This window comes from Actinoplanes sp. NPDC049668 (genome assembly GCF_044465445.1).
Lineage (GTDB): Bacteria > Actinomycetota > Actinomycetes > Mycobacteriales > Micromonosporaceae > Actinoplanes.
Map to the genome: position 1 here is coordinate 102,102 of NZ_JBITLR010000003.1, position 14,970 is coordinate 117,071.

General features: G+C 70.3%; 16 protein-coding genes and 2 tRNA genes. 14 read left to right on the forward strand and 4 right to left on the reverse strand.

What is annotated here, in order from left to right:
- Positions 1-2: 2 nt before the first annotated feature.
- The 4 genes from ACIBSW_RS13045 to ACIBSW_RS13060 all read left to right on the forward strand — a co-directional run bounded on the left by ACIBSW_RS13045 (position 3) and on the right by ACIBSW_RS13060 (position 5,076).
- Positions 3-1,046 (forward strand): substrate-binding domain-containing protein, encoded by a 1,044-nt coding sequence (locus ACIBSW_RS13045; protein WP_354722521.1) that lies wholly within the window; start codon positions 3-5, stop codon positions 1,044-1,046.
- A 36-nt stretch (positions 1,047-1,082) separates the two neighbouring features.
- Positions 1,083-2,267, forward strand: a complete 1,185-nt coding sequence (locus tag ACIBSW_RS13050) for a Gfo/Idh/MocA family oxidoreductase (RefSeq protein ID WP_354722522.1) — start codon at positions 1,083-1,085, stop codon at positions 2,265-2,267.
- Positions 2,268-2,792: 525 nt separating this feature from the next.
- Positions 2,793-3,872 (forward strand): xylose isomerase, encoded by a 1,080-nt coding sequence (locus ACIBSW_RS13055; RefSeq protein ID WP_354722523.1) that lies wholly within the window; start codon positions 2,793-2,795, stop codon positions 3,870-3,872.
- A gap of 196 nt (positions 3,873-4,068) precedes the next feature.
- Positions 4,069-5,076, forward strand: a complete 1,008-nt coding sequence (locus ACIBSW_RS13060; protein ID WP_354722524.1) for a sugar phosphate isomerase/epimerase family protein — start codon at positions 4,069-4,071, stop codon at positions 5,074-5,076.
- Positions 5,077-5,146: 70 nt separating this feature from the next.
- Here the strand turns inward: ACIBSW_RS13060 and ACIBSW_RS13065 are convergent, their stop codons facing one another.
- Complete coding sequence (locus ACIBSW_RS13065) at positions 5,147-5,449, reverse strand: hypothetical protein (protein WP_354722525.1); 303 nt, start codon at positions 5,447-5,449, stop codon at positions 5,147-5,149.
- 207 nt (positions 5,450-5,656) lie between these two features.
- On the opposite strand from ACIBSW_RS13065, the gene ACIBSW_RS13070 reads away from it, so the two are divergent.
- Positions 5,657-5,729 (forward strand) — tRNA-Asn (locus ACIBSW_RS13070).
- A 149-nt stretch (positions 5,730-5,878) separates the two neighbouring features.
- On the opposite strand, the gene ACIBSW_RS13075 is transcribed toward ACIBSW_RS13070, so the two are convergent.
- Positions 5,879-6,649 (reverse strand): nucleotidyltransferase domain-containing protein, encoded by a 771-nt coding sequence (locus ACIBSW_RS13075; RefSeq protein WP_354722526.1) that lies wholly within the window; start codon positions 6,647-6,649, stop codon positions 5,879-5,881.
- 146 nt (positions 6,650-6,795) lie between these two features.
- Here ACIBSW_RS13075 and ACIBSW_RS13080 point away from each other — a divergent pair, with 146 nt between their 5' ends.
- From ACIBSW_RS13080 to ACIBSW_RS13120, 9 genes are all read left to right on the forward strand, one after another.
- Positions 6,796-7,551 (forward strand): hypothetical protein, encoded by a 756-nt coding sequence (locus tag ACIBSW_RS13080; protein ID WP_354722527.1) that lies wholly within the window; start codon positions 6,796-6,798, stop codon positions 7,549-7,551.
- A gap of 87 nt (positions 7,552-7,638) precedes the next feature.
- Complete coding sequence (locus ACIBSW_RS13085) at positions 7,639-8,907, forward strand: FAD-dependent oxidoreductase (protein WP_354722528.1); 1,269 nt, start codon at positions 7,639-7,641, stop codon at positions 8,905-8,907.
- Between the two features lie 47 nt (positions 8,908-8,954).
- Positions 8,955-9,031 (forward strand) — tRNA-Ile (locus ACIBSW_RS13090).
- A 74-nt stretch (positions 9,032-9,105) separates the two neighbouring features.
- The gene (locus tag ACIBSW_RS13095) at positions 9,106-10,032 is read left to right on the forward strand and encodes a tyrosine-type recombinase/integrase (protein WP_354722529.1); all 927 of its coding nucleotides are present in this window, start codon (positions 9,106-9,108) and stop codon (positions 10,030-10,032) included.
- A 580-nt stretch (positions 10,033-10,612) separates the two neighbouring features.
- A complete protein-coding gene (locus ACIBSW_RS13100) occupies positions 10,613-10,933 on the forward strand; it encodes a hypothetical protein (protein WP_354722530.1) in 321 nt (106 codons plus the stop codon).
- Positions 10,934-11,093: 160 nt separating this feature from the next.
- On the forward strand, positions 11,094-12,311 hold the full coding sequence (locus ACIBSW_RS13105) for an AAA family ATPase (protein ID WP_354722531.1): 1,218 nt from the start codon (positions 11,094-11,096) through the stop codon (positions 12,309-12,311).
- Between the two features lie 116 nt (positions 12,312-12,427).
- Positions 12,428-12,655: a hypothetical protein gene (locus tag ACIBSW_RS13110; RefSeq protein ID WP_354722532.1), complete on the forward strand. Its 228-nt coding sequence runs from the start codon at positions 12,428-12,430 to the stop codon at positions 12,653-12,655.
- A 4-nt stretch (positions 12,656-12,659) separates the two neighbouring features.
- Positions 12,660-12,836 (forward strand): hypothetical protein, encoded by a 177-nt coding sequence (locus ACIBSW_RS13115; protein ID WP_354722533.1) that lies wholly within the window; start codon positions 12,660-12,662, stop codon positions 12,834-12,836.
- Positions 12,837-12,936: 100 nt separating this feature from the next.
- Positions 12,937-13,200: an HNH endonuclease signature motif containing protein gene (locus tag ACIBSW_RS13120; protein WP_354722534.1), complete on the forward strand. Its 264-nt coding sequence runs from the start codon at positions 12,937-12,939 to the stop codon at positions 13,198-13,200.
- A gap of 55 nt (positions 13,201-13,255) precedes the next feature.
- On the opposite strand, the gene ACIBSW_RS13125 is transcribed toward ACIBSW_RS13120, so the two are convergent.
- Positions 13,256-14,764: a terminase gene (locus tag ACIBSW_RS13125; RefSeq protein WP_354722535.1), complete on the reverse strand. Its 1,509-nt coding sequence runs from the start codon at positions 14,762-14,764 to the stop codon at positions 13,256-13,258.
- Entirely contained in the window at positions 14,670-14,957 is a 288-nt protein-coding gene (locus ACIBSW_RS13130; protein WP_354722536.1) for a hypothetical protein, read from the reverse strand. The genes ACIBSW_RS13125 and ACIBSW_RS13130 overlap by 95 nt, the downstream gene beginning before the upstream one ends.
- Between the last annotated feature and the right edge of the window lie 13 nt (positions 14,958-14,970).

Here is a 14,970-nt window from a genome sequence, read left to right on the forward strand (position 1 = left end):
CGATGAAAGACCTGTCTCGTCGCCGCATCCTCTTCGGTGGCGCCGCCCTCGGCGCCGGAGCCCTGCTCACCGCCTGCACCAGCAACGACCCGGGTGAGAACACCCAGATCAAGGACGAGGACACCGACAGCAACCCGAACGCCGCGCCCGGCACCAAGGTCGTCATCGGGTTCTCCGCGCCGGCCGCCGACCACGGCTGGATCGCCGCCATCACGAACAACGCCAAGGCGCAGGCCCAGGCGTACTCGGACGTGGAGCTGCGCTCGGTCGAGGCGGGCTCGGACGCGGCCGCCCAGCGCGCCGCGATCTCCACGCTCATCGCCCAGAAGCCGACCGTGATCGTGCTGCTGCCGCACGACGGCAAGGAGCTCAACGCGGTCGGCCTGGAGGCGATGAAGGCCGGCATCCCGGTGGTCAACCTGGACCGGGCGTTCCCCGACCAGGCCGCCTACCGCCTGCAGATCAAGGGCGACAACTTCGGCATGGGCCTGGCCGCGGGCAACTACGTCAGCGCGCAGCTCAAGCTCAAGGGCGTCACCAGCCCGATCATCGGCGAGATCCCCGGCATCGACTCGCTGGAGCTGACCCAGGAGCGCTCCGCGGGCTTCAACGCGGCGCTCGCCCAGAACGGGTTCAAGGTCGCCAACCGGCGCCCGGCGGAGTTCACCGCCGACAGCGGGCAGCGGGCGGCCACCGAGCTGCTGCAGGCGCTGCCGAAGATGGACGCGCTCTGGAACCACGACGACGACCAGGGCATCGGCGTGCTCGCGGCGATCAACCAGGCCGGCCGCAAGGAGTTCTTCATGGTCGGCGGCGCCGGTTCCAAGGCGGCCATCGACCAGATCGCGGCCGACAACAGCGTGCTCAAGGCGACGGTCACCTACAGCCCGTCGATGGCCTCCTCGGCGATCTCGCTGGCCCGCCTGATCGGCCAGGGCAAGGGCATGTCCGACCTGGTCGAGCTGCAGGTACCCAAGGAGATCACCCTCGCCTCCGAGACGATCACCAAGGAGAACGCGGCCAAGTACGCCAAGCTCGGCTTCTGAGCGGTCCTCTGCTATTTCATCGTAAAAGGAGATCTGATGGGGCAGCTGCGGGTCGGCATGGTCGGCTACGCGTTCATGGGCGCGGCGCACTCACAGGCGTGGCGCACCGTCAACCGCGCGTTCGACCTGCCGCTGTCGGCACGGATGTCGGTGGTCTGCGGCCGCGACGAGCAGAAGGTCGCGGCCGCGGCGGCCAAGTTCGGCTGGGAGGGGCACTCCACCGACTGGCGTGAGGTGATCGAGCGCGACGACATCGACCTGGTGGACATCTGCACGCCGGGTGACACCCACCGGGAGATCGCGCTCGCCGCGCTCGCCGCGGGCAAGCACGTGCTCTGCGAGAAACCCCTGGCCAACTCGGTGGCCGAGGCCCGCGAGATGGCCGAGGCCGCGGCGCAGGCCGCGACGCGCGGGGTGCGGGCCATGTGCGGCTTCAACTATCGCCGCGTACCGGCGGTCGCGCTGATGCGTCAGCTGGTCGCCGACGGCCGGATCGGGAAGATCCGCCATGTGCGGGCCGTCTACCTGCAGGACTGGATCGTCGATCCGGAGTTCCCGCTGGTCTGGCGGCTGCGCAAGGAGGTGGCGGGATCGGGGGCACTGGGCGACATCGGCGCGCACATCGTCGATCTCACCCAGTACGTCACCGGCCAGGCGATCACCGAGGTCAGCGCCCTGACCGAGACGTTCGTCCGCGAGCGTCCACTGCCGAGCGCGGCCGCCGGGCTGTCGGCCGCCGGCGATCGGAGCTCGGGCCTGGGGCAGGTGACCGTCGACGACGCCGCGCTGTTCCTGGCCCGGCTCGACGGGGGAGCGGTCGCCACCTACGAGGCGACCCGCTTCGCCACCGGCCGCAAGAACGGGCTGCGGGTCGAGCTGAACGGCTCGCTGGGCTCGGTGGCGTTCAACTTCGAGCGGATGAACGAGCTCGAGTTCTACGACGCCACGCTGCCCGCCACCGAGCAGGGGTTCAGCCGGATCCTGGTGACCGAGCCGGACCACCCGTACCTGGCGGCGTGGTGGCCGCCGGGGCATCCGATCGGCTACGAGCACTCCTTCACCCACCAGGTGCGGGACCTGATCGAGTCGGTCGCGGCGGGCGAGGACCCGACGCCGTCGTTCGCCGACGCGCTGCAGGTTCAGCTCGTGCTCGGCGCGGTCGAGCGGTCGGCCGCGGCGTCGGCCTGGGTACCCGTGCAGGACGCCCTCGCGGTCGTCTGAGCGGGCAGACCTCCGCCGTACGCGGTGAGGGACGGCACGGTTGCGCCCCGTGCCGTCCGGCGTACGACGGAGCGGCTGTCCGGCATCGACCGACCGGGTTCCCGATCGGTGCCGGGCAGCCGCGGACAGCCGCACGAGTGATCGTCACGTGTGATCGTTCCGTGCGTGTCCAAGTGTGCAATTGATGAACGGATAACGCTCTCTTCGTGGGTGTGTCGACTTGCCTCGAAGAGAAAGCATGGCCAGCTCACCGGGGCGGGTTCATCGGCGAAAGCCGATGGGCCCGCCCTTTGTGGATCATGTCTGCGCCGGTCAGCGCGTCGCACGGCGCGTACGCCGCTGATCCGGCGGGCGGTCGAGTCTCGTATCCGAGGGCAGACAAACCACGGATGGAGGCGTCATGGCACCCCGTCGGTCCGCCACGACAGCGTCGGAAACCCGCGGCCAAATGATCCATACTGGACGCAGCACGAACCGATGCACGTGCGAATGCACGAGTGACGCTCCGCTCCAGGAGGGATTCTGATGCGTCTGCGCCACCGATCGGGCCGGGTCGTCCACTTGAGCCACGGCGCGAACGTGCGGCCCGCCCGGGATCTCCCGGCCGTCGTCGAACAGCTCGACGCGTACGCCGCAGTCCGTGATCGCCTCTCCGTGGAGGCCCTCGGGGTGAGCCTCTGGCTCCCGCCCACCCTCGCCGCCGCCCTCGCGATCGACGGCCGCTCCCGTACCCGGCTGCGTGCCGAACTCGACGCCCGCGGGCTCGAGGTCGTCACGCTGAGCGGAGCGCCCTACTCCGAGGGCGGCGACGAGGACCCCGACTGGAGCCACCCGGCCCGGCTGGAATACACCCTCGACCTCGCCCGCATCCTCACCGACCTGCTGCCGGAGGACGCCGTCCGCGGCGCGGTCACCACGATCGGCCTCGGCAGCCGGGCCGGCTGGGACGAGGCACGCCAGAAGTCCGCCGACCGGATCCTCTCCCGGCTCTCCGGCGGCCTCGCCGAGGTCGCCTGGCACCAGGGCCGGGCCGTCCGCGTCGGCTTCCAGCCCGGCCCCGGCCAACTGCTCGACGGCGTCGAGTCGATCGTCGCCGCGTTCGCCCGGCTCGACCGCGAACGCCTCGGCGTCTGCCTGGACCTGGCCGCCCTCGCCTGCACCTGGGAGAAGCCCACCGAGGTACTCGACCGGCTCGCCACCGCCGGCATCTCGATCATCCGGGTCCAGGTCGCCGCGGCACTCGAGGCCGCCGATCCGGTCGCCGCGGCCGAGCGGCTCCGCGCGTACGCGGGGAACCCCGTCACCAACCCCGAGGGCGGCTACGCCGGCGACGTGGCCGAGGCGCTCGAGACCGGTCTGCCCGGCCCGTGGCGGGTGCGCGGCCCCGTACCGTTGCACACCCCGCCCGCACCGCCGCTGAGGGCGACCGCCGAGGTCTGGCGCGCGGCGCTGCGGCACCTGACGGTCGCCGGCTCCGCCGGCACCGAACACCTGGACGTGGAGACCTCGGGCCGCGACGACGCCGCCGCGCAGATCGCGTACGCGCTGAGCGCCCTGGGTGAGCTCGGCCTCTCGCCCCCCGCAGAGGCCGTCGCGGTGCACTGACCCGGGTCTTTCGCGGCCGGGGCCGCGGCTTTAGAGTCGGTGCAGGCACCGCCGCGACGGGCGGGCCGGCCGGGAGGCGCAAACCCGGCCCGGCCGCGACGTCCCTGCGGCGTGCCGCCCGGCCCGCAGCCCTCACGCGGGCCAGCGGAACCCCTTTGTGCGGCCGCGAGGATGCGGCCGCGGACAGGGAGATGACATGGCCCGACCCATTACGCTCTTCACCGGCCAGTGGGCCGACCTGCCGTTCGAGGAGGTCTGCCGGCTCGCGTCCGAGTGGGGCTACGACGGCCTGGAGATCGCCTGCTGGGGCGACCACTTCGAGGTCGACCGGGCGCTGGCCGAGAGCGACTACCTCGACCGCAAGCGCGAGCAGCTCGCCAAGCACAACCTGCAGGTCTTCGCGATCTCCAACCACCTGGTCGGCCAGGCCGTCTGCGACCACCCGATCGACGAGCGCCACCAGGGCATCCTGCCCGCCGCGATCTGGGGCGACGGCGACGCCGAGCAGGTACGCCAGCGGGCCGCCGAGCGGATGAAGGACACCGCGCGGGCCGCCGCCCGCTTCGGCGTCGACACCGTGATCGGCTTCACCGGTTCCTCGATCTGGCACACCGTCGCGATGTTCCCGCCGGTACCCGACTCGATGATCGACCGCGGCTACCAGGACTTCGCCGACCGGTGGAACCCGATCCTGGACGTCTTCGACGCCGAGGGCGTCCGCTTCGCCCACGAGGTGCACCCCAGCGAGATCGCCTACGACTACTGGACCACCCGCCGCACGCTCGACGCGATCGGGCACCGGCCGGCGTTCGGGCTCAACTGGGACCCGTCACACTTCGTCTGGCAGGACCTCGACCCGGTCAACTTCATCCTCGAGTTCGCCGACCGCATCTACCACGTCGACTGCAAGGACGCGAAGGTCCGCACCGGCGACGGCCGCCGCGGCCGGATGTCGTCGCACCTGCCCTGGGCCGACCTGCGCCGGGGCTGGGACTTCGTCTCGACCGGGCACGGGGACGTGCCCTGGGAGGACTGCTTCCGGGCGCTCAACGCGATCGGGTACGCCGGGCCGCTCTCCATCGAGTGGGAGGACGCCGGCATGGACCGGCTGGTCGGGGCGCCCGAGGCGCTGCAGTTCGTCCGCCGGCTGGCGTTCGACCCACCGTCGGCGGCGTTCGACGCCGCCTTCTCGTCCTCGTCCTGATCCGCGCTCGTCGTTCTCGTAGCGTGCAAAGGCCCGGCCCTTCCTGGGCCGGGCCTTGAACTGCGTCATGTCAGTACTTGGCGCCGGTGCCGTTCGACAGTGAGCCGGCGCCGGTGCTCGAGAGGCTGCTGTCCGACGTGCCGCCGGCCGTGTGCAGCTTCTCACCGAGCTTGGACTGGTTCAGCTTGTCCTTGCCCTCGGTGTAGAGCTTGTTGGCCTGTGCCTGGGCGACCCCTGCGGCCTCCTGGACCGTGGGGTGCTCCCACACCTTCTTGGCACTCGCCGCGATCTCCTCGTACTTCTCCCGGCCTGCCCGGCTGCCCAGGACGAAGCCCGCCGCGAGACCCGTGATGAACATGAGCTTTCCGCGCATGGCGGCTCCTTCCGTTCGATGACGCTCGTGCGTCTGACCCGCTGCATACCCATCCTGCCGCTCCGTCATTCACCGGGAGCAGTTTCATCACCTGTTACGCACCACGCGGCGCGCCAGGGTCACCCGGCTCCCGTGTCGGCGGCGCGGTCATGTATTGTCGTTCCGGTCGCCACGACAACCGCTGACGCGGGGGTCGGGGTGCAGCAATCCCCTGTAGCTCAATTGGCAGAGCAGCCGGCTGTTAACCGGCAGGTTATTGGTTCGAGTCCAATCGGGGGAGCTCTTCCACAGCTCAAAGGCATGATCACGTACGCAGTGATCGTGCCTTTCGACTTTTCGACCTCCCCGCGGGCCGGCGATCCGGACACTCTTCGCGAATCGCTCGATTCCTGGTGCCGGTCTGTGCCTGCCTGACCCGCGCTGCTGTCGTCAGGTGTTGGCCCGGCCGTCCGTGCTTTCGTCAGGTGTCGGCGTTGCGGTCCGGGTTGCGGCCTGGCGGGTGGTTCGGCGCGCATCGCGCCAGGCGACGAGGGCCGTTCGCAGCCGGGGCGACCGGACGTTGCCGCCGCGTCGCCGGGCGCGCAGCTGGTCCCGCAGCCACGCCGGTGCGTCGGCGCGCTCGACGGCCGCGCTCTTGGTGAGCAGCTCGCCGTCGCGCAGGGCATGGCGGCCGCGGGCCATCGACGTGAGACCGAGGTCGGCCAGCTCGGGATCCCACCAGATCCAGGGCCGCCGGGCCGCCCAGGCCCAGTAGCCGGTCAGCTCGGCGCGGGCGGCCTCCCGAACGGCGTCGTCGCTCATCGCGGGCAGCACCTCCCGCGGCGGGCGGCCGAACACCGCGAACCCGTGCCGCACGAGCTCCGCCCGCGAGATCCCCGAGAGGATGCGCTGGACGAGCAGCCCGTGGGTCCACGTCGGATGCTTCGCGTCGACGTCGGCGAGCCGGCCGGCGTCTACGTACACGCAGCCGAGCTTCGCCTCCCGGCCGGCGTCGGCGTCGAGCTGCCGGTGCAGCGCCGCGAGCGCGGCCCGGCGGCCGTTGTCCACCGGGCCGTCGACGAGGGCGACCAGGTCGAGGTCGCTGACGCCGGGAAGATAGTCACCGGTCGCCAGAGACCCCGCCACCAGCAGATCACTGACCCAGCCCAGCCCTTCCAGCCGCCCGCCGAACTCAGCGACGACCGGCGGCGAACTGACCATGACGGCAGTCTAGGAATCCGGGGCAATCATGTCGCCGTGGGTTGTGGGGCCGAGCATCGCGTGACTGTCGTCCGGCCTCCACCATGGGCCGGGTCCCGGCGTCGGAGACCCCCGTGAATGTCACAGCCGGGCGATACGGTCCCGACATGCCGTCCAACCGCGCCGCCGCTGCTTCAACACCCCCGACACCCGTCCACGACCAGGACGCGCTCGCCCGGGCCCGCGGCGACCGCTGGCTGCCGGACCCACCGCTCACCACCGCCGCCGAGGCGGGCACATTCATAGACCGGGTCGGCTTCACGGTGCTGTTCCCCGCCGACAAGGTCATCGCCCCGTCGTTGTGGGAGGCGGTGGCCGGCCCGGACGCCACCCCGTTCGCCGAGGGCATGGGAGTCCTCGAGGCCCGGGTCTGGGGCTGGAAGGACGAACTGCCGACCACCGGCGCGGCGTGGTACGGCAAGTTCATCCACAAACGGGCCTCGCTGCTCTCGCCGGCCCTGCTGACCGCGCTGTACCCCGGCGACGGCGACCCGACCGATCACGCCGCGCTCGACCTGCCCGACCAGGCCCACCGCATTGCCGAGGCCCTGCTGACCGGCCCGCTGCCCACCGCCGCGCTACGCGAACTCGTCGGCGACCGCGGCCGCTACGACCGGGCGATGTCCGCCCTGCAGCGACACCTGCTGGTCACCTCGGCCGGCGTCGAGGAGCGCCGGGCCGGCTGGCCCGCCACCGTCATGGACCTGACCTGCCGGCTCTTCGACGTAGGCGGCGCCGCGGACCCCGGATACGCCACCGCCCGCTTCGCGGAAACCATGATCGAGGCAACGCCCGCCGACCTGTCCCGCGCCTTCGGCTGGCCGATCGCCACCGCCCGCGAACGACTGAATGCACTTCCCTGACCTGCGCCTTCCTCCCTCTTTCACCCGCCGGCCGCCGACTCCGCCGCTAGGCTGAGCCTGCGTTGTCCGTCCTCCTGTGAGGTGCCTGTGTCGCATCCCGTCTCGGTGGACGTCGTCATCGTCGGCGGCGGCCTCGCCGGCCTCGCCGCCGCCCGGCGCCTGGACCGTGCCGGCGTCGACTGGCTGCTCGTGGAGGCCGCCGACCGCCTCGGCGGCCGCGTCACCACCGACATCGTCGACGGCTGGCGGCTGGACCGCGGCTTCCAGGTAGTCAACACGGCGTACCCGAGGCTCTCCGCGCTGGTCGACATCGACGTCCTGGACATGCGCTACTTCACTCCCGGCGTACTGGTGCGCCGCGGCTCGTCCCTGCACCGCCTGGAAAACCCGCTACGCGACCCGAAGGCGGCGGCCCAGGCGCTGAACTCGGGCATCGGCTCCCTCGCCGACCGCCTGAAACTCGCGACACTGGCGACCCGCTGCGCCACCTACCCGCCGAGCCGGCTGCTGGACGCCCCGGAAATGACGACCCAGGAGGCCCTACGCCGCGCGGGCCTCTCACACCGCATGATCGAGGAACTGCTCCGCCCGTTCCTGTCGGGCGTCTTCGCCGACCGCGCCCTGGACACCTCGAGCCACCTGCTCGCGATGGTGCTGCGCTCATTCGCCCGCGGCCGCATCGGCGTCCCGGCGGCCGGCATGGCGGCCCTCCCCGCGGCGGTCGCCGGCCCCCTCCCGTACCCACAACTCCTGGTAGGCGCCCACGCCCTGCTGGTAGCACCGGGCAAGGTGATTACCAACGGCGGCGACATCCACTGCCGCGCCGCCATCGTCGCCACCGACCCCTCAACCGCCGCGACCCTGCTACCCCAACTACCAAAGCCGGACATGCGCGGCCTGACAACGTTCTATTTCGGCGCCGACCACGCCCCGATAGACGAGCCGACCCTCCTCCTGGACGGCGACCGCCGCGAAATCGTGGCGAACACGACGGTGGTGTCAAACGCCGCACCGGAGTACGCCCCGGCAGGAAAGTCCCTGATAGCGGCCTCCTCGGTAGGCGTCGCGGCCCCCTCGGGCGCCTCGGAGGCGGTCATCCGGGTCGAACTGGCCCGAATCTACGGCACCCCCACCGACGACTGGGAGTTACTCAGCGTGGTCTCGATACCGGAAGCCCTCCCCGCAGCGACCGTCCCACAATCCCGCTTGCGCAAACCGGTGGCCCTGGGAGACGGTCTCTTCGTAGCCGGCGACCACCGCGACAGCCCATCAATCCAGGGCGCCCTGGCCGGCGGCTGGCGCACGGCAGGCGCGGTCCTAGCATCCCTCGACGCCCTGACCGGCGCAGGTTTGTAGATCACTGGCCCGCCCCCGGCGGGTCGGGATAGGATCGCCGCCGGTACGGGGCGGTAGCTCAGTGGGTTAGAGCAGGGGACTCATAATCCCTCGGTCGCGGGTTCGAGTCCCGCCCGCCCCACCACCAGCACAAAAGCAAGGTACTCAGTCGCCTGGACGACTGCACAACGTTCGTACACCGAGGTACAGTACGCCTCCATGAGGCCAGAAACCAGCGCCCCACCCCAAGACCTCGACGACATTCGAACCCTGCTGCCGGACTGGGCGCGCCACCTCAAGGCGCGCAACCGGTCGCCGCAGACCATCTCCAGCTATCTCCGGTGCGGCCAGAACCTCGCCGATTTCCTTGTGGCGCAGGGGATGCCCACCACCGTCACCGGCGTGACCCGCGAGCACATCGAGGCGTTCCTCGGCGACATGCTCGACCGGCTGTCTCCGTCGACCACCGCCAAGCACTACCGGTCGCTGCAGCAGTTCTGGCGCTGGCTGCTCGACGACGGCGAGATCACCCGCTCCCCGATGGAGCGCATGAGCCCGCCCTCGGTGCCCGAGGTGCCAGTGCCGGTTCTGAGCGACGACGAGCTGCGCCGTCTACTGGAAGCGGCCAAGGGCACCGACTTCGAGGCCCGGCGCGACACCGCCATCCTGCGCGTGCTCATCGAGACCGGCGTGCGCCTGGGCGAGATCAGCGGACTGTCCGTCGAGGACGTCGACTGGGAGCTCGACGTCCTCCGCGTGGTCGGCAAGGGCCGCCGGCCGCGTGCGGCGCCGTTCGGAGCGAAGACCGCCGACGCGCTGCGCCGCTACCTGCGCGCGCGGGTCAAGCACCCGAAGGCGAAGATCACCGAGGCGCTGTGGCTCGGCCGGCAGGGTCGGATGACGCCGAGCGGCCTGGCGCAGATGCTCGAGCGCCGCGGCGACCAGGCGGGCGTGCCCGACGTCAACCCGCACCGATTCCGGCACAGCTTCGCCAATGACTGGCTGGCGTCCGGCGGCCAGGAGACCGACCTGATGCGCCTGGCCGGCTGGCGGTCTCGGCAGATGGTCGGCCGGTACGCGGCGTCGGCGGCCGACGGGCGGGCGCGTGAGGCCCACCGCCGCGCGGCCCGTGGCGACCGACTGTAGGTCACCTAGCGTTACGGCCTTGCCTCTGAAATATGCCATGAGACTGCACTGTCATGCGCTGAGCGAATATTCTAAGCGGAAGCCGTTATCGCGTATCGCTGTCAGTAACCGTGTTTCGATGTCAGTAACCGTGTTTCGATGTCAAGAATCGCTTGTCGTTGTCAAGGCAATTGGCAATGGCAGATTGACATGAATGTCGCATCGGGCGTACATGCCCGGACCTGGCACAACGTGCGAGATTGAAACGCCCGTTCGAATACCTAGTGTGCTGGCGCACAGCGCAGCGAGTAATAGTTCGAGACGCGATGTACAACGGTTAGGCGACGGCCCAAGAAAGCAGTAAGGTACAGCGCATCCGAGACAGACTTCGGATGCCCCGACGGTGATTGCTTTTGGGAAGTCACCACCGTCGGGGCCCTTACAGCGCAGGACCGTTAGCCAAGCGCAGGCGACAGAGGGTGTTGGTAGCACCGCCATGCCGCCAAGGCGCGACTCTACCTCCTTGAGTCCCTGTTCGCACGGGCGGGAGCGTAAGAGTTGCGTGCATCGTGCCTGGTCACGGCCCGGAAGGGCACCACACGTGACAACCGAACCCAGCGACGCCCAGGAGATGACAGCGCTCCGCCCTCCCGCGGAGCCGCGGCCGGATCGCTCCCTGATCGCATCGATCGCCGCCTCCGCCTCATGGGCGAGCACCCCTGACTTCGCCGCCCGCACCGCCCCCGCTCGCCAAGCATTCGCCGGCCGGTTCGAGAGGCAGATCCGCGAGGCGTTCCCGGACCTCGACGACGCCCAGGTCGCCATCCGCGCCGAGCACGCGAAGAAGGCGTACTACCTCCGGCTCGCTCTGAAGTCCGCACAGGTGCGCAGGGCCAAGGCCGCGCGCAAGAGCGGTGCCTGATGACGGGCCGGGATGGGGGTGTCCGGCCTGCTGCTAACAGGCCGGCCACCGAGCCCACCGTACGCCGCAGCGTGTGGCAGCCGGACTCGCGCAACGTCAAGGCGCTCGACCGGTACATCGAGCAGCTCTACGGGCGCGAGTGGGTTCGCCGGAGTCGCTCGTGAAGGTCTGGGAATGCCAGCACCACGCCATGCCGCGGACGGTGTTCGTCGGCTCGAAGTGCGAGACCTGCGACCGGAGCCAGTCCGAGGCGCAGGTCGACTACCTCGAGGCCGCGGACGACGCGAGCGTGCATCTCGACCAGGGCGCGCCCGACCGAACCAGGCGCTCCTCCGAGGAGTCCCGCCCGGCGCGCGTGGTGCTCACCAAGGCGTCGAGCATTGCCATGCGGGGCGTGAAGTGGCTGTACCGCGGCCGCATCCCGCACGGCATGGTCACGCTGCTTGCCGGCCGGGAGGGCATCGGCAAGAGCACCGTCTGGGCCGACCTCGCCGCACGGCTGACTCGGGGCGTGCTTCCGGGCCGATTCGAGGGCCGGCCGCAGAACGTCATCGTGTGCGCCACCGAGGACAGCTGGTCGCACACCATCGTGCCCCGGCTTCTCGCAGCCAGCGCTGACATGGACCTGGTGCTGCACATCGCCGTGCACGACGAGGACGGCAAGGAGCGCGGAATCGTTGCGCCGCAAGACATTCGGCGTATGCAGGAGGCGTTCCGGACGGTCCGCCCGGCCCTGCTGGTGATCGACCCGCTGATGGCCGTGATCGACGGGAAGATCGACACCCACAAGCAGGCCGAGGTCCAGCAGGCCCTGGAGCCGCTCGTGAAGCTGTGCGAGCGCATCGGCATGGCCGTGCTGGCGCTGATCCACGTGAACAAATCCGGCGGAACGGACCCGCTGAACAACATCATGGGCTCGAAGGCGTTCGCGACACTGCCACGCTCCGTCCTCTACTGCCTGGAGGAGGACGACGGGCAGTTCATGTTCTGCCACGTCAAATGCAACGTCGGCCCGAAGATGCCCTCCATCGGCTACCGGCTCACCTCGGTGCGCTTCGACCTTCCGCCCGAGGAGGTCGAAGCCGGCGATGAGCCCTACATCGAGACCGGGCGCATCGTCTGGGGCGACGAGGACACCCGAAGCGCGTCCGAGATGCTCGAAGCGAAGGCCAGCAACAGCAAGCTCGGCGGGCCAGCCCAGGCCGTCATCGCGCTGCTCGAAGCCGTCGGCGGAACCCTCAGCACGGCCGAGATCAACGCGAAGCTCACGCCGGCGCACACCGAGGCCGCCATCCGCAACGCCCTGAGCCGCCTGACGAACAGCAGCAAGATCGATTCACCGATGCGTGGCTACTACCAAGCCCTGAGTAGTCGCTGACCAATCTCTCGGTCTGGGGAGAGTGAGATCTGAGAAGAGTGAGAGAAGTGAGAGGAAAGCTCTCGCTCCTCTCGGATCTCTCACCTCTCACCAACGGGAGGAAGTGAGAGGAAGCCGTGAACGTCATCCCGCAGGGTCAGCCCATCAAGGTCCACGTCACCGAGCGCAGTAAGGACGGCAAGGTCCTCCATCGGGACATCGGCCGCATCGTCGCCTGGCGCATCGACACCGACGGCGAGCACCTGGAGCAGCTCACCCCGATCATCTGGACCAGCGGCTACACGCACGCCATCGCCTACGACGGCCTGTACACAGAGATCCGCTACATCGACGAGTGGGAGTAGGGGCATGCCCGAACCCATCGACTGGGAAGCGCGCCTCAGGGCGGCCGTGGAGGAGACGCTGCGCAAGCGGGCGCAACGCCGCGATGAGCGGGCCGAGTTCAAGCGGCGCAGGGACTACGGGCTTCAGCAGCGGCACGCAGCCAAGCTCGCACGCCAGCAGAACCGAGAGGACCAGCCATGAGCAAGCCATCCGACCGCATCGTCACCGCGTTCTGGATCGGCGCCGGCCTCTACGCCGCCGTCTTCATCATCGGGCTCATCGCGCTGGTGCTGGCACTGCGGTGAGCAAGGCCTGGGCAGGTGGGTCGGACACCCGCTGGAGGGCGTTCCGGCTCAAGATCCTGGAGCGGGACAGGTGGCAGTGCACCATCCAGGGCACGGGGTGCACAGGGCGGGCAGAGCACGTCGACCACATCCACCCACTGGGCCAGGGTGGGGACAAGTACGACCCTGCCAACTGCAGGGCAGCGTGCGCATGGTGCAACCTCAGCAGGCCCACACACATCGTCGAGCAGCCCGCACCACGTCCGGTGTCGAGCTGGTGAAAGTTCACGGAGGGTGGCCCGGCTGGCACCCGCTGACCTGTTTTTGTGTGTGCGGTCAGGTGGCCGGGCCGAGCCTGGGCAGCACCCGGGCGGCATGCACGGCGCCGGCCGCGGCGTAGGTGGCGTCGATCGGGGCCTGGCCGCGCCGGGCGAACCGCCACCCGTCGCCCTGCGGGAGCTGCTGCGTCTGCCGTACGTGCAGGTCGAGCAGTGGATCGAAGACGTGGCGCAGGTGCCCGGCCGCGGCCTGCTCTTCGAGGCCCATGCACGCCCGTACGACTTCCTCGGCGCGCACCTCCTCCAGCAGCACGTTGCCCAGCCGGCGCCCGGGCCACTGGTCAGCGACCGCGGCGGCCGGCCCGCCCGGCATCCACACCACCTTGCGCGGCTTGATCCTCGCGACGTGTCCGGGCAGGTCGCGGCGTAGCTGCTTGCGGCATTCGTAGCCCTGCCACGCGGCCACGATCTCGATGTGGGTGATCCCGTCCAGGGTGACCGCGGCGGCGAGCGTGGCGTGCGTCCTGTCGTCGCTGACGTCGAAGCAGAGCGCCACGGACCGGCGGTGGCCAGCCATGTCGACGGCCTGGGCCTGGGGGATGCCGCAGTCGTTCCAGTCCTCGAGGCGGATCGCGGCCTCGAGGAGGTCGACGCGCTGGCACAGGATCTCGATGCGGAACCGGGCCAGCGTCTCGCCGCCGGCGGCCATCGCCGCCCGGGCCTGGCCCAGGATCGCGTCGAGCTGGACCCGGTGCCCGAGCCCCGGGTTGGCCTGCGCGAGCGCCTCCACGGAGTCAGGAGGTGCCCCGGACGGCGCGCTCCACGAGGCGAGGAAGGTGCGCGGGTCGCCCTCTCCGGTCTGGATGAACGTCTCCGCGGCGTCGTGCTCCTCGTGCAGCACAACGGATTCCGCGTCGCCCTCGTTGCTGATGCACACCAGCAGGGCGTCGGCGACGGCGTTCATGGCCGGCACGATGGCATCCCACGTGTCGCGGTTGCGGTGCTCGCGCAGCTCGTCGAGCAGTGCCCGGGGCAGGGTGTCGCCGCGGCCGGCGCGGCGGGTCGGCGCGGCGAACCGGTAGTGGGCCCCGTGGGTGTTCCAGAAGTCCTCCTCGCCGATCTGCAGCGCGGTGTGCCGGGGCTCCAGGTTCTCGGCCAGTAGCGGCGTCCGCTCGGCCAGCTCGACGACCTTCTTCCACGACCGCTTCGCCGCGGCCCGGTCGGTGCTCGTGGCGACGATCTCCGGCACCCTCTCGATCCACATCCAGTAGAGGATCAGCAGGCGCGTGAACAGCGTCTTCCCGTTCTGCCGGGCCACCAGGATGATCGCCTTGCGGTACCGCGGGGAGCCGTCCGGGAACAGCTCGCCCAGGTGGATGGCGAGCCACCGCTGCCACGGGTCGAGCGGGAAGCCGATGGCGATGCAGAACGCGATGAAGACGTGGCCCCAGCTGGCGGCCGGGTCGCTCAGGTCACGGAGCGGCGGTGTCCACAGCCTGGGGACGACCGAGCCCAGCACGACGCTGGGCGAGCTGATCGAGCGGGTTGGCGCTGGGCTGCTGGCCATCGGACTTCACCGCCTTCCGTGCGCGCGGGGTGAGGCCGAGGGCTTCGAGCGTGGCGAGCAGGCCCGGGCCGAGCTTGGTCAGGTCGCCGCCGGCGTCGATGTCGCGGGCGTAGGTCAGCGCGAGCTCGGCCGCGGCGGCGTCGCGGTCCTCGGCGGGTTGCGCGGCGAGCGCCTGTTCGACCTGCGTCAACATGAGTCCTACGGTA